This window comes from Streptomyces kryoterrae (assembly GCF_054072135.1).
Genome location: NZ_CM133358.1, coordinates 2,915,677 through 2,933,816, shown reverse-complemented (window position 1 = coordinate 2,933,816; position 18,140 = coordinate 2,915,677). Strand labels below are relative to the sequence as shown.

Genomic DNA, 18,140 nt, shown 5'->3' with positions numbered 1-18,140 from the left:
ACGGCTCTCCCCCGGCGGCGCTCCTTCCCGCGCCCGCCAAGGCCGTCCACCCCACGACCCACAACGGGCCGGTCGCCGTCACGGTGACCGGCCCGTCCAGTACCTCGCCCGCTCCGGCCGTCGGCCCGATAACCAGTCCCGCGATGTCAGAGCCCTGTGCGATGCTCTGGCCCGTGGAGACCAGGTCCGTCTGTCCGGTGTTCGTCGGTCGCGCCGATGAGCTGGGGGTGTTGCACGACGCGCTCGCCCGCGCCGCCGCCGGTGAGCCGCAGGCGCTGCTGCTCGGTGGGGAGGCAGGGGTCGGCAAGACGCGGCTGGTCGAGGAGTTCGCCGATGCCGCCTCCGGCAGGGGCGCCGTCGTCGCGCTCGGCGGCTGCGTCGAGATAGGCGCCGACGGGCTGCCCTTCGCGCCCTTCTCCACCGCCCTGCGCGCCCTGCTGCGCGCGCTGCCCGACGAGTTGGCCGCCGCCGCTGCCGGTCAGGAGGAGGAACTGGCCCGGCTGCTACCCGAGTTGGGCGAGACCGGCGCCGGGCGGCACGACGAGGAGGGCATGGCCCGCCTCTTCGAACTCACCGCGCGCCTGCTGGAACGCGTCGCCGCGGACCGTACGGTCGTCGTCGCCCTCGAAGACCTCCACTGGGCCGACGCCTCCACCCGCCACCTCCTCGCCTATCTCTTCCGTACCCTGCGCACCGGCCGCCTCGTCGTCCTCGCCACCTATCGCGCCGACGACATCCACCGCCGCCACCCACTGCGCCCACTGCTCGCCGAACTGGACCGGCTGCGCACCGTCCGCCGCATCGAGCTGAGCCGCTTCAACCGCGCCGAAGTGGGCCGTCAGATCGCCGGCATCCTCGCCGCCGAACCCGAACCGGCCCAGATCGACGAGATCTTCGACCGCTCGGACGGCAACGCCTTCTTCGTCGAGGAACTCGCCGTCGCCGCCCACGAGGGCTGCCGCACCCGGCTCACCGACACCCTCCGGGACCTTCTCCTCGTCCGTGTCGAAAGCCTGCCCGAGAGCGCCCAGCGGGTCGCCCGGATCGTCGCCGAGGGCGGCTCCACCGTCGAGTACCGGCTGCTCGCCGCTGTCGCCGGGCTCGCCGAGGACGACCTCATCGAGGCGCTGCGCGCGGCCGTCGGCGCCAACATCCTGCTCGCCACCCCGGCCGGCGACGGCTACCGCTTCCGCCACTCCCTGGTCCGCGAGGCCGTCGCCGACGACCTCCTCCCCGGCGAACGCTCCCGCCTCAACCGCCGCTACGCCGAGGCCCTGGAGACCGACCCGACGCTCGTCCCCGCCGACGAACGCGCCATGCGCCTGGCCAGCTACTGGTACCACGCCCACGACCCGGCCAAGGCTCTCCCCGCCGTCCTGGACGCCTCGGTCACCGCCCGCCGCCGGTACGCGTACTCCGAGCAACTGCGGCTCCTGGAAAGGGCGATGGAGCTCTGGGACGCCGTCCCCGACGCCGTACGGACCACACTCCGGCCCGTCGACCACACCGAGGTCTACCCGCCCTGCGGCTGTGATCCGGCCACCACCCCCCTGCGCTATCTGGACCTCATGGCCGAGGCCGCCGTCGCGGGCCGGCTGTGCGGGGAGCGCGAACGCGCCCAGAAGATCATCAAGCGTGCCCTGCACCTCCTGGAGGAGGACACCGACCCCCTGCGCGCCGCCTGGTTCTGGTGCCAGCGCTCCCGCCTGGTCCAGGCCCAGTCCCGCGGCGACGGCTGGAAGGAGCTCGGCACCGCCCAGGAACTCGTCCGCGGTCTGCCGCCCTCGGAGGTGCACGCCGAGGTCCTGGCCAACGTCGCCGCCTGGTCGATGCTGCACTCACCCGGGCCCGACGCCCTGGCCGCCGCCGAACAGGCGGTCGAGTACGCGCGCATGGTGGGCGCTCACGAGACCGAGCTGCACGCCCGGCTCACCCACGGCGGCCTCCTGATCGACGCCGGTGCCACGGAGACCGGGTTCGCGGAGATGCGCGCGGTCAAGGAACAGGCGGTCGCGGAGAACATCTTCTTCGTCGCCGGACGTGCCTACGTGAACCTCCCCAGCGGGCTTGAGGCGGTCGGCCGCTCCCGGGACTCCGTCCCCATCCTGGAGGAGGGCATCGCCTACACCCGTAGGTTCGGCCTGCTGGACTCCGAGGCCTGGGTATGGGGCAACCTCTCAGAGGCGCTGTACTCGCTCGGCCGTTGGGACGAGGCCGCCGACGCCGCGACCAACGCGCTGCGGCGAGGCCACAGCACCAAGCCTCAGGGCGCCGGCGCCATCTGCCTGGCCCGGCTCGCCCTGGACCGGGGTGACCTGCCCGAGGCCGCGCGCCAACTGGCCACCGCCCACAAGCACTTCGGCACCCACGACCCCATGCCCCAGCACGACCTGCTGCTCGCCCTCGTCACCCTCGGCGTCGCCGCCGCCGAGGGCCGGCTCCTGGACGCCCGCACCGAACTGGGCCATGTCCTGGACACCGGCTTCCCGCCCGGCACCCATCGCTACGGCTGGCTGCTGCTCCTGGCCGCCGCCACCGCGGAGGCCGACGCCCGAGCCCTGCCCAGCGTCGAGGCGGGCCGCCCCGAGGCACTGGCCCGCATCCTCGACACCGCCAGGAAGCTCACCACGGGCGCCCCCGTCTGGCTCGCCCACGAGCAGTGGGTCCGCGCCGAACTCCAGCGCGCCGCCGGCACCGCCACCCCCGACACCTGGTCACGGCTCGTCACCGCCTTCGAGGCACTGGACCGCCCCTACGACCTCGCCCGGGTCCGCCACCGCCTCGCCGAGGCCCTGCTGACCGGTGGCGCCGAGCCCGACGACCGCGACCGGGCGGCCGAACTCCTCCGCCTGTCCGCCACCGTCGCCGACCACCTGGGCGCCCGCCCCCTCGCCGACGCCGTCGCCCTCCTCACCCCGGGCCGGGCCCGCCCCACGGCGGACCCGGTGGAGTCCCTGGGCCTGACCAGCCGCGAACGGGACGTCCTGCGCCTGGTCTCCGCCGGCCGCACCAACCGCCAGATCGCCGGGGAACTCTTCATCTCCCCCAAGACGGCGAGCGTCCACGTCTCCAACATCCTGGCCAAACTGGGCGTCTCGGGCCGGGGAGAGGCGGCGGCGCTGGCCCACCGGCTGGAGCTGTTCCCACCGGGGGCGATGCCTGCCCGGACGGCCGGGTGAGGGGGAGGGTTACGCTGCAGGGGACCCAGGCCCACGGGAGGCCCCGTGTTCAACATGTTCGAGGAACTCTTCGCCCCGGGACGCAAGCACACCCGCGACGAGCAGAACCGCCTGGAGCTGACCCGCGAGGACGTCGGCGACGGCGACCCCGGACGCGGCCCGATAGACCTCGCGTCCGGAAAGGTCGTCGTACGCCCGTCCGACCAGCCGGAAGAACCGGAGCGACCTGAGCGGCCGGATGCTTCCCAGGAACTCTGACCGGGCGCATCGGGCCGGGGAGCGGCCGCTGCGGTGGCACACCGGCTGGGGCTGTTCCCGGTTGGTGCACGCCGACCGCCTCGACGCGGGATACTGGCAGCAGGACAAACTCCGCGGAGGAGCCGTGTTGTACCAGATCGAGTTCACCGAGCGTGCCGCCGCACAGCGCGACAGGCTTCCCGAAGACCGACGCAAGCTCCTGGAGCGCGGGCTGCTGAAGCTGGCCGAGGATCCCTTCACGCCCGTGTCCCAGGCCGTCAGCGGCGAGGACATCCGTGTGGTGTCCGTCGCCCCGGGGCTGACCGTCGACTATATGGTCCACCGGGCGTTCCTGATCCTGGTCTCGGTGGCGATCCTCGACCAGTCGTTGATAGACGAATAGGCCACTGCCGGACAGCTACGTCACCTGAAGCTCCAGGATCCGGTCGTCCCCGCCCTCCGGGGACCCTCTCCCGTCCGTCTCGCTCGTCACCAGCCACAGCTTGTCGCCGCCCGCCGACACGACCGTACGGAGCCTGCCGTACTCGCCCTCCAGGAACGCCTGCGGGGCGGCCGCGGTCTCGGTGCCCTTCAGGGGCACGCGCCACAGGCGCTGGCCCTTCAGCCCCGCCATCCATATCGAGCCCCCGGCGTACGCGATGCCACTGGGCGACGCGTCGTCCGTGTGCCACTGGGCGACGGGGTTCCGGAACGCGGTGTCGTCGCCCTTGCCCTCCGCCTCGGGCCAGCCGTAGTCGGCGCCCGGCTCGATCTGGTTCAGCTCGTCCCAGGTGTCCTGGCCGAACTCCGAGGCGAACAGGCGCTGCTTCGAGTCCCAGGCGAGGCCCTGCACGTTGCGATGGCCGTACGAGTACACCGGGGAGTCGGTGAAGGGGTTGCCCGGGGCCGGTTCGCCCTCCGGGGTCATGCGCAGGATCTTGCCGCCCAGCGAGGCCTTGTCCTGGGCCAGCCCGGTGTCGCCGCTCTCGCCCGTGCCCGCGTACAGCATCCTGTCCGGGCCGAAGGCGATCCGGCCGCCGTTGTGGATGTAGCCCTTCGGGATGCCCCGGAAGACCGTGTTGGGGGCGCCCAGCTGTTCGCCCGCCGGCTTCTCCTCCTCGTACAGCATCCGGGCGATGCGGTTGTCCGACTCCGTCGTGAAGTACGCGTAGACCATGTGGTCCGACGCGAAGTCAGGAGACAGCGCGAGGCCCAGCAGACCGCCCTCACCGGCCGGGGAGACGCCCGGCACCTCGCCCACCTCGGTCTTTTTGCCCGTCTCCGTGTCGATCCGGGTGATCGTGCCCTCGTCACGGGAGGAGACCAGCAGATCGCCGTCCGGCAGCGGGGCCAGGCCCCAGGGCGTCTTCAGGCCCTCGGTGACCGTGCGCACCACCTTCACCGAACCCTTGGCCGGCGGGGCCTCCTCGGTCGCCCGCGCGGAGGGCGACGTCTGCGGACCCGTACGGCTCGGCGACGCGCTGTCGTTGCCGCCCGGGCCGCCGCCGTCTCCTCCCCCGTCGGAGGAGCAGCCGGCCGTGAGCAGGAGCGTGGCCGCGGCCAGTACGGCCGTCACAGCTCTACGTTGCACGATCATGGTCCCTTCGACGCGACGGGTTCTCCCTGTCATACATCGCTCGCTCCTCACGAGTTCCCGGTCACGAGTTCCTGATCGGAGTTCCCGATGCCCGGAGCCTGATTCCGGCGTCAGTCCCACGACCCCTGCGCCCTGGGCAGTCCCGCCACCTCGGCCAGGTCCGCCGACGACAGCCGCAGCCGCGGCGCCCCCGCGTTCTGCGCCACCCACCGTTCGTGCTTCGCCCCCGGTACGGGCACCACGTGCCGGCCCTGCGCGAGTACCCACGCCAGCGCCACCTGGGCCGGGGTGACCCCCGGACCGATCCGTGCCGCCACGCGGCGCAGACCCGCCACGATCGGCTGGTTCGCGGCCATCATGTCGGCCGTGAAGCGAGGGTGGCGGGCGCGGATGTCCTCCGGTTCGAAGCCCTCGCCCGGGGTCAGCGTCCCCGTCAGGAAGCCGTTGCCCAGGGGCATCGCCGCCAGGAAGCCGATCCCGCGCGCCGCGCACCACGGCAGCAGCGCGTCCAGCGCCTCCCTCGACCACACCGACAGCTCGGCCTGCACCGCGCTGACCGGAAACACCTGCTGCACCCGCTCCAGTTGGCGGATCGTCGCGTCGTGCAGCCGCGCCCCCGGCCGGCGCCCGGACCGCGCGCCCATCGCCGACAGCCCCAACGCCCGTACTTTTCCCGCCTGTACGAGTTCCGCCAGCGCGCCCCAGGTCTCCTCGACGGGTACCTCCGGGTCCGCGCGGTGCAGTTGGTAGAGGTCGATGACGTCCGTCTGGAGGCGGCGCAGCGAGGCGTCGCACGCCCGTTTCACGTATCCGGGGCGGCCGTTGGCCACGATGTGCTGATCGCCGACCAGCAGACCGACCTTCGTCGACACGAAGGCGTCCCGGCGCCGTTCCCTCAACACCCGTCCCACCAGCAGTTCGTTGGTGAACGGGCCGTACATGTCGGCGGTGTCCAGGAGCGTCGAGCCCTCGTCCAGGGCCCGGTGCACGGCCCGCAGCGACTCCTCGCCCCGCCGCCGAGAGGCGCTGTACGCCCAGCTCATCGGCATGCACCCGAGGCCAACGGCCCCCACTTCGAGCGCCGCCGCGCCGATCGTCCTGCGCTCCACCTGGTCGTGAACCTCTCTCTCCTTGCCCCCCAAACCTAACCTCTGTACGCACAGGGGTTCGCCTACGCTCGTGACCATGACTGCTGACGTGTGGCTCCCCATCCCGCCGGAGGAGATCGGGGGCCTGCCCGAAGGGCCCCGCTATCTCTTCTGGAACGGCGATCACGACTACCCGGGGGACCCGGCCGACTGCGCGTTCTACGTCGTGCCGTACATGAAGCCCGTCGAGGTCTGCGTACGTCCCCTGCCGGACATGACAGGCGTACAGGTGCTGCAGACGCTGTCCGCCGGAGTCGACAACATCCAGCCCGGGCTCGGGCAACTGCGCCCGGGCGTAAGGCTGTGCAACGCGCGTGGGGTGCACGAGGCGAGCACCGGTGAGCTGGCCCTCGCCCTGATCCTGGCCTCACTGCGCGGCATCCCCGACTTCGTGCGGGCACAGGACAAGGGGGAGTGGCGGGGCGGATTCCGGCCGGCGCTCGCCGACAGGACCGCCCTCATCGTCGGCTACGGGTCCATCGGCGCCGCCATCGAGGACCGGCTCGCGCCCTTCGAGCTCGCGCGGGTGGCGCGCGTCGCGCGCTCTGAGCGCACCACGGCGCGCGGACCGGTGCATCCGCTCACCGAACTGCCCGCCCTGCTGCCCGAAGCCGACATCGTGATCCTCGCCACGCCCCTCACCGATCAGACAAGAGGGCTGGTGAACGCCGATTTCCTGGCCCGGATGAAGGACGGCGCACTGCTCGTGAACGTGGCCCGCGGGCCCGTCGTCGTCACCTTGGCACTCCTCGCCGAGCTGGAGTCCGGGCGCCTCACGGCCGCCCTCGACGTCACCGATCCGGAGCCGTTGCCTCCGGCGCACCCCTTGTGGCAGGCGCCCGGCGTGCTCATCAGCCCGCACGTCGGCGGCCCGACCACCGCGTTCCGGCCGCGCGCCGAGAGGCTCCTGGCGGACCAGTTGAGTCGTTTCATGAACCAGGAGCCGCTGCGGAACGTGATCCTTACGACAGGGGCGGTCGGCGCGTAGCCCGGTTCGGGCACCCTCCGCATTCCCCCGTATGCGGGGTGTGTCGGCATCGCCGTCGGCCGTTACGGAGAGTAGAGGAACTATGTCCCTGAGTGACGAGACTGGTGTATCGTCCCGACAGGGGCTGCGCCGCGAACCGTTCGGCGCCGGGGATGGACATTGCAGACTGTGAGGGGGGCGACGGGCGATGCACGGCCTATGGACGAACGATCCGACGCGGCGGGGCCGCCGACGGCGACCCTGGTGCACGGCCGCGCGCAGACGCGGCCACAGCAGCCATCACCAGCACCGCCGGCACAGCGGTCGCCGGAGGCACACCCACACCGCACCGCCGGTACCCGGCGCGCACCCGGCGCAGTGGGCCGCGCGGGACACGGTCGCGGTGCGGGCCCGGAGCGTCCGGTGAGTTCCCCCGGGGCACTGCTGGCCCGCCGACCGGTCCTCGGCGGCGGGACGAGCCTGGTCTCGCAGCTCACGCTGGCCCTGGTGTGCGCGGGATACGCCGTCGGTTCCGCGCTCGGCTGGGGGTCCCCCCGACTCGCCCTGATCATGGGCGACTTCGGGCTGAGTGTCGCGGCGGGCGCCGCGGCCGTGTCCTGTTTCCTCTATGCGCGCCGCCGGATCCGCTTTCGGCCCGCCTGGCTGCTCTTCGCGCTGTCGTCCACCATGGCCTGCCTGGGCAACCTCGTCTGGGGCTGGTACGAGGTCGTGCTCGACCAGGCCGTGCCCAGCCCCAGCTTCGCCGACCTGTTCTTCCTGTGCTTCGCCCCGCCCGCCATCGTGGGGCTCCTGGTCCTCGCCAAGCGGCCGGTGACGAAGGCCGGCTGGGTCTGCATGGTCCTGGACGCCTGGCTGATCGGCGGCTCGCTGCTCACCCTGTCCTGGAGCCTCGCACTGGCGCAGGCCGCGAAGGCCGACGGGCCGAGCGTCGCGCACACCGCGCTGTCGCTGGCCTACCCGCTGCTCGACATCGCCCTCGTCAGCATGGTCCTCGCGCTGCACTTCCGGCGTTCCACCGTGAACCGCTCCGCCGCGAACACCGCGATCGGCGCGCTCGCCCTGACCGTGGGCTGCGACGCCCTGTTCACCTCGCCCCTGATGCACAACAACTACCACTCGGGTCAGCTGCTCGACGCGGGCTGGTTCGCGGGCTCGCTGCTGCTGGCGTACGCCCCCTGGGTGGGCTCCGGGCGCGGCGGCCAGGGCGAGTCCGACGGGCACACACGCGTGGTGCACGAACACCGCCCCGGGCGGCAGCACCCGGGCAGGCCCGAGGGGCGCCGGCCGGCACCCCACCAGGGCCGTCCGCCCGTCCGCAGGCAGGGGCAGCCACCCGTACCGGGAGGCGATCACGGCCGGTATCCGTTCACCCGGCCCATCACCGGCTCCCTGGCCGCGCTCACGCCGTATCTGGCCGCCGCCGTGTGCACGCTGGGCGTCCTCTACAACGTTCTCAACGGCCGCAGCCCCGACCGCGTGGTGCTCATCACCGCGGGCGGCGTCGTCCTCGCGCTGGTCGTGCGCCAGGGCATCATGCTGCTCGACAACATCACCCTCACCCAGGAACTGGCCCAGAAGGAGAACCACTTCCGCTCCCTGGTGCAGGGCTCAAGCGACGTCATCATGATCGCCGCTCCGAACGGGATGCTGCGGTACGTCAGCCCGGCCGCCGCCGGGGTCTACGGACGGTCCGCGGAGGAACTCGTGGGCACCGAACTGGCCCACCTCATCCACCCGGAGGACCTGGGCTGCGTGGTGCACGAAGTGCGCCGCTTCCTCGCCGCCAGCCCCGAAGACGAACCCACCACCCGCATCGAGTGCCGCTTCAAGGCCGGCGGCGGGGGCACCTCCCGCTCCGGGGGCACCTCCCGGCCGGAGGCTGGGGGAGAAGCCGAGAGCGGGGGAGGCTGGCTGAACGTCGAGTCCACCGTCAACCGGCACCACGGCGGCCTCATCTTCAACAGCCGGGACGTCACCGAACGGGTGCGGCTCCAGGCCCAGTTGCAGCACAACGCCGAACACGACCCGCTCACCGACCTGCCCAACCGCGCCCTGTTCACCCAGCGCGTGCAGCAGGCCCTGTCCGGCCGCCGCTCCACCGACCGCGGCACGGCCGTCCTGTTCATCGACCTCGACGGCTTCAAGGCCGTCAACGACACGATCGGACACCAGGCGGGCGACGAACTGCTCGTCCAGGCCGCCCGCAGGCTCCAGGACTCGGTCCGCCAGGGGGACACCGCCTCCCGGCTCGGCGGTGACGAGTTCGCCGCCCTGATCGTCGGCGACGGCACCCGGGACCGTGCCGCGCGTGAACGCCACATAGGGGAACTGGCCGACAGACTGCGGCTCACCCTCTCGCAGCCCTACGACATCGACGGCAACGATGTCCGCGTCAACGCCTCCATCGGCGTCGCCTTCGCCGAGCCCGGCCTCGGCGCGGGCGAGCTGCTGCGCAACGCCGACCTGGCGATGTACCGGGCCAAGGCCTCCGGCAAGGGCCGCGTGGAGCTCTACGCGCCCCAGATGCAGCAGGACGTCGTACGGAAGGCGGAACTGGCCACGCGGCTGCGTGCCGCACTGCACGACGGCGAGTTCGCGCTGCTGCACCAGCCCGTGGTGGCGCTGGACAGCGGCCGGATCACCTCGGTCTCCGCCCAGGCGCGCTGGCGCTCCTCCCAGGGAGTGTTCTTCACGCCCGCCGAGTTCCTGTGCGTCACCGAGGACAGCGACAGGACCGCCGAGCTGGACCGCTGGATGCTGGAGGAGGCCGTCGAACAGGCCGCCGAACGCGCCGCGACCGGACTCGCCGTACCCGTCGCCGTCCGGATGAGCGCCCGGCGGCTCCTCGACCGCTCCCTGCCCCTCGGGTCTATCGAGACCCTGCTGACCCGCCACGGGCTCCCCACCGGCGCCCTGGAGATCGAACTGACGGACACCGACCCCCGGGTCTCCCTGGACGAGCTGGAGCGCCGGCTGAACGCCTTCAGATGCCTCGGCGTACGCATCGCGCTGGACGGCTTCGGCAGCGGCTACGCGCCGATCACCGCACTGCGGCGGCTCCCCGTCGACGTACTGAAACTCGACCGCGGCCTGGTCGAGGGTGTCGTCGAGTCCACGCGGCTGCACAAGATCACCAGCGGGCTGCTCAGAATCGCCAATGACCTCGGGCTCCAGTCCGTGGCCGACGGTGTGGACCTGCCGGAGCAGGTGGTCGCCCTGCGCGCGATGGGCTGCACGCACGGACAGGGCATGGCCTTCTCCGGGCCGCTGGACGAGTACCGGCTGCGCCGGGCACTGTCCACCGGCCGCTATCCGGTGCCGCACGGCCCGGCCGAGCCCGCGTTCGCGGGCGGCGGCTCCGGGGTGTACACAAGTACGGGTGTGCCCGCTGTTTTCGGAGGCGGAACAGCCCTCCGCTCACATAATGAGACTCCCGTCCCACCCACTTGACAGTCGGTGCGTGCCGGGGGGAGGGTCGACCCCATGCGCACCCGAATTCTCGTACTTGGAAAGCGCGTCGGCTGACGCTGGTGATGTTCCGGACGGACCCGGAACTTCCAGCGACCGCACCCGGCGCGCTCCCCTCGCTTGCCTCACGGCACGAGGGGTTTTTTGTTGCACCGGCGCAGGTCGGACCGCAACGCACACCGTACAAAACTCGCAAAAACCCTCAGCATCGAGAAGAGAATGCCGATGACCGAGCAGGCCACCGGGGCCCATCACCCGCAGCCGCGGCCCCGTTCCGGAGGACAGTCGTCCGCCCCCGAGTACGTGACGGGTGCGAAGTCCCTCATCCGCTCGCTCGAGGAGGTCGGGGCCGAGACGGTATTCGGCATTCCGGGGGGCACCATCCTGCCGGCGTACGACCCGATGATGGACTCCACGAGGGTGCGCCACGTGCTGGTCCGCCACGAGCAGGGCGCCGGCCACGCGGCCACCGGTTACGCGCAGGCCACCGGCAAGGTCGGCGTGTGCATGGCGACCTCCGGGCCGGGCGCCACGAACCTGGTCACCCCGATCGCCGACGCGCACATGGACTCCGTGCCGCTGGTCGCGATCACCGGGCAGGTCGTGTCCAAGGCGATCGGCACGGACGCCTTCCAGGAGGCGGACATCGTCGGCATCACCATGCCGATCACCAAGCACAGCTTCCTGGTCACCAAGGCGGAGGACATCCCCCGGGCGATCGCGGAGGCGTTCCACATCGCCTCCACCGGCCGCCCGGGCCCGGTCCTGGTCGACATCCCCAAGGACATCCTCCAGGCCCAGACCGTCTTCCAGTGGCCGCCGGTCACCGACCTGCCCGGCTACCGCCCGGTGACCAAGCCGCACGCCAAGCAGATCCGTGAGGCCGCGAAGCTGATCACCGCCGCCAGGCGGCCGGTTCTCTACGTCGGCGGCGGCGTCCTGAAGGCCGGGGCCACCGCCGAGCTGAAGGTCCTCGCCGAACTCACCGGAGCGCCCGTCACCACCACCCTGATGGCGCTCGGCGCATTCCCCGACAGCCACCCGCTGCACGTGGGAATGCCGGGCATGCACGGTGCGGTCACCGCCGTCACCGCGCTGCAGAAGGCCGACCTGATCGTCGCCCTCGGAGCCCGCTTCGACGACCGTGTCACCGGCAAGCTGTCCAGCTTCGCCCCGCACGCCAAGATCGTCCACGCCGACATCGACCCGGCGGAGATCGGCAAGAACCGCGCCGCCGACGTCCCGATCGTCGGGGACGCCCGCGAGGTCATCGCCGACCTGGTCCAGGCGGTGCAGAGGGAGCACAGCGAGGGCCACGCCGGCGACTACACCGCGTGGTGGAAGGATCTCAACCGCTGGCGCGAGACCTACCCGCTGGGCTACGAGCAGCCCGACAACGGCTCGCTCTCCCCCCAGCAGGTCATCGAGCGCATCGGACAACTCGCCCCCGAGGGCACGATCTTCACGGCGGGCGTCGGCCAGCACCAGATGTGGGCCGCGCACTACATCCAGTACGAGAAGCCCGCGACCTGGCTGAACTCCGGCGGCGCCGGAACGATGGGGTACGCGGTCCCGGCCGCGATGGGTGCCAAGGCCGGCGCCCCGGACCGTACGGTCTGGGCGATCGACGGCGACGGCTGCTTCCAGATGACCAACCAGGAACTCACCACCTGCGCGCTCAACAACATCCCGATCAAGGTCGCCATCATCAACAACGGCGCCCTCGGGATGGTCCGCCAGTGGCAGACCCTGTTCTACAACCAGCGCTACTCCAACACCGTGCTGCACTCCGGGCCCGACGACGTCAATCCGCAGGCCAGGGGCACCCGTGTCCCCGACTTCGTGAAGCTGTCCGAGGCGATGGGCTGCTACGCGATCCGCTGCGAGTCCCCCGACGACCTCGACAAGGTCATCGAGGAGGCGAACTCGGTCAACGACCGCCCCGTCGTGATCGACTTCATCGTGCACGAGGACGCCATGGTGTGGCCGATGGTCGCCGCCGGCACCTCCAACGACGAGATCATGGCCGCCCGGGACGTCCGCCCCGACTTCGGCGACAACGAAGACGACTGAGCGAGAGAGACCCCCAAGACATGTCCAAGCACACCCTCTCCGTCCTCGTCGAGAACAAGCCAGGTGTCCTCGCCCGGATCACCGCCCTGTTCTCCCGGCGCGGCTTCAACATCGACTCGCTCGCCGTCGGCGTCACCGAGCACCCCGAGATCTCCCGCATCACCATCGTGGTCAACGTGATCGAGGCACTTCCCCTCGAACAGGTCACCAAGCAGCTCAACAAGCTCGTCAACGTGCTGAAGATCGTCGAACTGGAATCCGGCTCGGCCGTTCAGCGTGAACTCGTTCTGGTGAAGGTGCGCGCGGACAACGAGACGCGCTCCCAGATCGTCGAGATCGTCCAGCTGTTCCGCGCCAAGACGGTCGACGTCTCCCCGGAGGCCGTCACCATCGAGGCCACCGGCAGCACCGACAAGCTGTCCGCGATGCTCAAGATGCTGGAGCCGTACGGCATCAAGGAACTGGTGCAGTCCGGCACCATCGCGATCGGCCGCGGCGCGCGCTCGATCACGGACCGGTCGCTGCGGGCCCTCGACCGGTCGGCATAACCAGCGTCAAGGACGGCGGATACGGGTGGCCGGGTGATTCCGGCCGCCCGTATACCGAGACCCCGAAACCTCACTTCCGCCCGCCGTCATACGGTGGGACGCAACACCTGCACCCAAGGAGAGAACCCAAAGTGGCCGAGCTGTTCTACGACGCCGACGCCGACCTGTCCATCATCCAGGGCCGCAAGGTCGCGGTCATCGGTTACGGCAGCCAGGGCCACGCCCACGCGCTGTCGCTCCGCGACTCGGGTGTCGACGTCCGCGTCGGTCTGCACGAGGGCTCCAAGTCGAAGGCGAAGGCCGAGGAGCAGGGCCTGCGCGTGGTGACCCCCGCCGAGGCCGCCGCCGAGGCCGACGTCATCATGATCCTCGTCCCGGACCCGATCCAGGCCCAGGTCTACGAGGAGTCCATCAAGGACAACCTCAACCAGGGCGACGCGCTGTTCTTCGGCCACGGCCTGAACATCCGCTTCGACTTCATCAAGCCCCCGGCCGGCATCGACGTCTGCATGGTCGCCCCCAAGGGCCCGGGCCACCTCGTGCGCCGCCAGTACGAGGAGGGCCGCGGCGTTCCGTGTATCGCGGCCGTCGAGCAGGACGCGACCGGCAACGCCTTCGCGCTGGCCCTGTCGTACGCCAAGGGCATCGGTGGCACCCGCGCCGGCGTCATCAAGACGACCTTCACCGAGGAGACCGAGACCGACCTGTTCGGTGAGCAGGCGGTTCTCTGCGGTGGTACGGCCGCGCTGGTCAAGGCGGGTTTCGAGACGCTGACCGAGGCCGGCTACCAGCCGGAGATCGCGTACTTCGAGTGCCTGCACGAGCTGAAGCTGATCGTCGACCTCATGTACGAGGGCGGCCTGGAGAAGATGCGCTGGTCGGTCTCCGAGACCGCCGAGTGGGGCGACTACGTCACCGGCCCGCGGATCATCACCGACGCCACCAAGGCCGAGATGAAGAAGGTCCTCGCCGAGATCCAGGACGGCACGTTCGCGCGTGAGTGGATGGCCGAGTACCACGGCGGTCTGAAGAAGTACAACGAGTACAAGTCGCAGGACGAGCAGAGCCTCCTGGAGACCACGGGCAAGGAGCTGCGCAAGCTCATGTCCTGGGTCGACGACGAGGCGTGACCCCGTCGGTCGGGCCGTGCCGCCGGTGCTGACCGGCGGCACGGCCCGGCTGTCTGCCGGGGCGCGCCCAGGGGGCTGAAAAAAGCACGTGCGAGTGATCCTTCCGCGCAGGCACCAGGAAGCCCCTGCCGCGCCACTACACTGCCGTACTACATTCGCGTCGGGCCCACAGCGTCGTGCGTCTTCCACGCGGTTAGCGACACCAGAGAATTTCAGGCACGCCCCCACGCCGCCCGGCACGCACTCTCGCCGCACCGGCCGAAGGCCCTCGTAGCTCCGCTACGAGGACCTCCAGCCGGCACACCGAGAGCACGCACCGAACGACCCGGGAACACACCTGAAATTCCCCGGCGCCGCTCCCTCCACCGCCTGCGGCCGTCGGGACGGCCGTCCGCATAGGACTGAGTGAGGACCTCACGTGAGCTCGAAACCTGTCGTACTCATCGCTGAAGAGCTGTCGCCCGCGACCGTCGACGCGCTCGGCCCGGACTTCGAGATCCGGCACTGCAACGGAGGGGACCGAGCCGAACTGCTCCCCGCCATCGCCGACGTCGACGCGATCCTGATCCGCTCGGCCACCAAGGTCGACGCCGAGGCGGTCGCCGCCGCCCGCAAGCTGAAGGTCGTCGCACGAGCCGGCGTCGGCCTGGACAACGTGGACGTCTCCGCCGCCACCAAGGCCGGCGTGATGGTCGTCAACGCCCCCACCTCGAACATCGTCACCGCCGCCGAGCTGGCCTGCGGTCTGCTGCTGGCGACCGCACGCCACATCCCGCAGGCCAACACCGCGCTCAAGAACGGCGAGTGGAAGCGCAACAAGTACACCGGCGTCGAGCTGGCCGAGAAGACCCTCGGTGTCGTGGGCCTCGGGCGCATCGGCGCGCTCGTCGCCCAGCGCATGTCCGCGTTCGGCATGAAGGTCGTCGCGTACGACCCGTACGTCCAGCCTGCCCGGGCCGCGCAGATGGGCGTCAAGGTGCTGTCCCTGGACGAGCTCCTGGAGGTCTCCGACTTCATCACCGTGCACCTGCCGAAGACCCCCGAGACCGTCGGTCTCATCGGTGACGAGGCACTGCACAAGGTCAAGCCGAGCGTCCGCATCGTGAACGCCGCGCGTGGCGGGATCGTCGACGAGGAGGCGCTGTACTCGGCGCTCAAGGAGGGCCGCGTCGCCGGCGCCGGTCTCGACGTGTACGCGAAGGAGCCCTGCACGGACTCCCCGCTGTTCGAGCTGGACCAGGTCGTCTGCACCCCGCACCTCGGCGCGTCCACGGACGAGGCGCAGGAGAAGGCCGGTATCGCCGTCGCCCGCTCGGTTCGCCTCGCGCTCGCCGGTGAGCTGGTCCCGGACGCGGTGAACGTCCAGGGCGGTGTCATCGCCGAGGACGTCAAGCCGGGTCTGCCGCTCGCCGAGAAGCTCGGCCGTATCTTCACCGCCCTCGCGGGCGAGGTCGCGGTCCGCCTCGACGTCGAGGTGTACGGCGAGATCACCCAGCACGATGTGAAGGTGCTCGAACTCTCCGCTCTGAAGGGCGTGTTCGAGGACGTGGTCGACGAGACCGTGTCGTACGTCAACGCCCCGCTGTTCGCCCAGGAGCGTGGCGTCGAGGTGCGGCTGACGACCAGCTCGGAGTCCGCGGACCACCGCAACGTCGTGACCGTGCGCGGCACGCTCAGCAGCGGCGAGGAGGTGTCGGTCTCCGGCACGCTGGCCGGCCCCAAGAACCACCAGAAGATCGTCGCGGTCGGCGAGTACGACGTCGACCTCGCGCTCGCCGACCACATGGTCGTGTACCGGTACGCGGACCGGCCGGGTGTGGTCGGCACGGTCGGCCGGATCTTCGGCGAGGCGGGGATCAACATCGCCGGGATGCAGGTCTCCCGGTCGGTGGCGGGTGGGGAGGCGCTGGCCGTCCTGACCGTCGATGACACGGTTTCCCCCGGTGTGCTTGCGGAGGTTGCCGAGGAGATCGGGGCGACGTCGGCCCGATCGGTGAACCTGGTCTGAGGTGACCGTCTCTCTGGGGGCTCCGCCCCCAGACCCCCGTTCGCCCTGAACGGGCTCGTCCTCAATCGCCGGACGGGCTGGGATTGCCGGGCGGCGCTGAAAAGCGGTCGTTGGCCAGGCTGCAAGTGGTCGTCGGCCAGGTCTTGAACGCGAACGCCGGGTGGGCTGGTTGTCCCAGTCCACCCGGCGTTTTCCGTTGCCCTAGACGCAGCAGTCCTCCGCCTTTTCCACAGCCGTCTCCCGCACAGTCACTCCCCGAAGCGTCCGCGCCGCCAGCACCGCCGCCCCCAGCAGCAGTACCACCCCCGCGATCGCAGCCGCCTGCATTCCGTGGGCGTACGCCTCCCGGGCGGTCGCGATCAGCGCGTCTCCCGTGCGCGCCGGGAGCCGCTGGGCCACTGCCAGCGCGCCGCCGAGGGTCTCCTGGGCCGGGGCGGGTGCCGAGGCCGGGATGTCGTGGCGGTAGACCGCCGTACCGATCGAGCCCAGTACCGCCATGCCGAGCGCGCCGCCGAACTCCGCGCCCGTCTCCAGCAGGGAGGCGGCGGTGCCCGCCCTGTCGAGGGGGGCGGTGCTCAGGCCCAGGTCCATCATCTGGGACATCACGACGACGATGCCGGCGGCGAGGACGCCCGCCCCGGCCAGGACCAGCCACAGTGAGTCCGTGCCCGCCAGGGCCAGCAGTCCGTATCCGCAGGCCGCCGTGACGAAGCCGCCGGAGACGACATGGGCGCGCTGCACACCCCGCTGGACGAGGGCGGCGGCGACGGGGGCCGCGATGCCGACCAGGACCGTCGGCAGCAGGCCCCACAGCGCGGCCTCGATGGAGCTCTTGCCGAGCACCGACTGGAGGTACTGCGTGGTGAAGTACGCCGAGCCCATCATCGCGAACGCCGAGAGCAGGTTCAGGGTGACGGCCGGGCCGAAGCCCCGCCCGCGGAACAGCGCGGGGGAGATGAGGGGCGAGGCCGATGTGCGCTGGCGCTGGACGAAGAGGTAGGCGAAGAACACGCCGACGGTGACGGACAGGACGTACTCCGTGTGCCAGCCCTCCGACGGGATCTCCTTGAGGCCGTAGACCACGGGGAGGACGGCGGCCATCGACAGGGGGACGCTGAGGAGGTCGAAGCGGCCCGGGTCCGGGTTCTTCGACTCGGGCAGCAGGATTGGGCCGAGGACCAGCAGCAGTGCCATCGCGGGCAGGTTGACCAGGAAGACCGAGCCCCACCAGAAGTACTCGACCAGCGTGCCGCTCATCACCGAGCCGAGGGCGATGCCGCCGGTCATCACGCCGGACCACATGCCGATCGCCTTGGCGCGCTGGCCGGGGTCGCGGAACATCGTGCGGACCAGGGCCATCGTCGACGGCATCAGGGTGGCGCCGCCGATGCCGAGGACCGCGCGGGCCGCGATCAGGGTCTCGGCGCTGTTCGCGTAGGCGGCGAGCAGCGAGCCCGCGCCGAAGGCGGCGGCGCCGATGAGCAGGAGCCGGCGGCGGCCGATGCGGTCGCCGAGCGAGCCCATCGTCATCAGCAGACCGGCCAGGACGAAGGCGTAGATGTCGAAGATCCACAGCTGCTGGGTGCCGGTCGGCTCCAGGTCCGCGCTGATCGCTGGAACGGCGAAGTAGAGGACGGAGACGTCCATCGAGACCAGCAGCAGCGGCAGCATCAGCACGCCCAGCGCGGTCCATTCTCGGCGCCCGGCACGGGTGCCGGGCGAAGTGGTCGGGCTCGTCGAGCTCGTCGGGTTTGTCATGCCAGG

Annotated in this window: 12 protein-coding genes; 9 read left to right on the top strand and 3 right to left on the bottom strand. The window is 71.1% G+C overall.

Going from position 1 to position 18,140, the window contains the following annotated elements:
* Nucleotides 1-161: 161 nt before the first annotated feature.
* The 3 genes from ACW4TU_RS12260 (at nt 162) to ACW4TU_RS12250 (ending at nt 3,819) form a co-directional block, all read left to right on the top strand.
* Nucleotides 162-3,179, top strand: a complete 3,018-nt coding sequence (locus tag ACW4TU_RS12260; protein ID WP_457430052.1) for a helix-turn-helix transcriptional regulator — start codon at nt 162-164, stop codon at nt 3,177-3,179.
* A 45-nt stretch (nt 3,180-3,224) separates the two neighbouring features.
* Nucleotides 3,225-3,437 (top strand): DUF6191 domain-containing protein, encoded by a 213-nt coding sequence (locus tag ACW4TU_RS12255; RefSeq protein ID WP_457427478.1) that lies wholly within the window; start codon nt 3,225-3,227, stop codon nt 3,435-3,437.
* Between the two features lie 124 nt (nt 3,438-3,561).
* On the top strand, nt 3,562-3,819 hold the full coding sequence (locus ACW4TU_RS12250) for a type II toxin-antitoxin system RelE family toxin (protein ID WP_457427476.1): 258 nt from the start codon (nt 3,562-3,564) through the stop codon (nt 3,817-3,819).
* A 15-nt stretch (nt 3,820-3,834) separates the two neighbouring features.
* Here the strand turns inward: ACW4TU_RS12250 and ACW4TU_RS12245 are convergent, their stop codons facing one another.
* Together ACW4TU_RS12245 and ACW4TU_RS12240 are read right to left on the bottom strand one after the other, a co-directional pair.
* On the bottom strand, nt 3,835-5,046 hold the full coding sequence (locus ACW4TU_RS12245) for a PQQ-dependent sugar dehydrogenase (protein WP_457427474.1): 1,212 nt from the start codon (nt 5,044-5,046) through the stop codon (nt 3,835-3,837).
* Between the two features lie 77 nt (nt 5,047-5,123).
* On the bottom strand, nt 5,124-6,122 hold the full coding sequence (locus ACW4TU_RS12240; RefSeq protein ID WP_457427472.1) for an aldo/keto reductase: 999 nt from the start codon (nt 6,120-6,122) through the stop codon (nt 5,124-5,126).
* A gap of 76 nt (nt 6,123-6,198) precedes the next feature.
* Here ACW4TU_RS12240 and ACW4TU_RS12235 point away from each other — a divergent pair, with 76 nt between their 5' ends.
* From ACW4TU_RS12235 to serA, 6 genes are all read left to right on the top strand, one after another.
* A complete protein-coding gene (locus ACW4TU_RS12235; RefSeq protein WP_457427470.1) occupies nt 6,199-7,149 on the top strand; it encodes a 2-hydroxyacid dehydrogenase in 951 nt (316 codons plus the stop codon).
* A gap of 402 nt (nt 7,150-7,551) precedes the next feature.
* The gene (locus tag ACW4TU_RS12230) at nt 7,552-10,599 is read left to right on the top strand and encodes a putative bifunctional diguanylate cyclase/phosphodiesterase (RefSeq protein WP_457427468.1); all 3,048 of its coding nucleotides are present in this window, start codon (nt 7,552-7,554) and stop codon (nt 10,597-10,599) included.
* Between the two features lie 243 nt (nt 10,600-10,842).
* Nucleotides 10,843-12,690 carry an acetolactate synthase large subunit gene (locus tag ACW4TU_RS12225; protein ID WP_457427466.1) on the top strand — a complete coding sequence of 616 codons (1,848 nt, stop codon included), beginning with the start codon at nt 10,843-10,845 and terminating at the stop codon, nt 12,688-12,690.
* A gap of 20 nt (nt 12,691-12,710) precedes the next feature.
* Nucleotides 12,711-13,238, top strand: coding sequence for an acetolactate synthase small subunit (gene ilvN, locus ACW4TU_RS12220; protein WP_164323015.1), 528 nt, complete (start codon nt 12,711-12,713; stop codon nt 13,236-13,238).
* Between the two features lie 131 nt (nt 13,239-13,369).
* On the top strand, nt 13,370-14,368 hold the full coding sequence (ilvC, locus tag ACW4TU_RS12215) for a ketol-acid reductoisomerase (protein WP_457427464.1): 999 nt from the start codon (nt 13,370-13,372) through the stop codon (nt 14,366-14,368).
* Between the two features lie 418 nt (nt 14,369-14,786).
* Complete coding sequence (serA, locus tag ACW4TU_RS12210) at nt 14,787-16,376, top strand: phosphoglycerate dehydrogenase (protein ID WP_457427462.1); 1,590 nt, start codon at nt 14,787-14,789, stop codon at nt 16,374-16,376.
* Nucleotides 16,377-16,577: 201 nt separating this feature from the next.
* On the opposite strand, the gene ACW4TU_RS12205 is transcribed toward serA, so the two are convergent.
* Nucleotides 16,578-18,134 carry an MFS transporter gene (locus tag ACW4TU_RS12205; protein WP_457427460.1) on the bottom strand — a complete coding sequence of 519 codons (1,557 nt, stop codon included), beginning with the start codon at nt 18,132-18,134 and terminating at the stop codon, nt 16,578-16,580.
* Between the last annotated feature and the right edge of the window lie 6 nt (nt 18,135-18,140).

What these genes read in the sequence shown, in the direction of transcription:
- ACW4TU_RS12260 (WP_457430052.1), top strand. Translation starts at nt 162, where the DNA reads ATGCTCTGGCCCGTGGAGACCAGGTCCGTCTGTCCGGTGTTCGTCGGT.
- ACW4TU_RS12245 (WP_457427474.1), bottom strand. Translation starts at nt 5,046, where the DNA reads ATGACAGGGAGAACCCGTCGCGTCGAAGGGACCATGATCGTGCAACGT.
- ACW4TU_RS12235 (WP_457427470.1), top strand. Translation starts at nt 6,199, where the DNA reads ATGACTGCTGACGTGTGGCTCCCCATCCCGCCGGAGGAGATCGGGGGC.
- ACW4TU_RS12225 (WP_457427466.1), top strand. Translation starts at nt 10,843, where the DNA reads ATGACCGAGCAGGCCACCGGGGCCCATCACCCGCAGCCGCGGCCCCGT.
- ilvN (WP_164323015.1), top strand. Translation starts at nt 12,711, where the DNA reads ATGTCCAAGCACACCCTCTCCGTCCTCGTCGAGAACAAGCCAGGTGTC.
- ACW4TU_RS12205 (WP_457427460.1), bottom strand. Translation starts at nt 18,134, where the DNA reads ATGACAAACCCGACGAGCTCGACGAGCCCGACCACTTCGCCCGGCACC.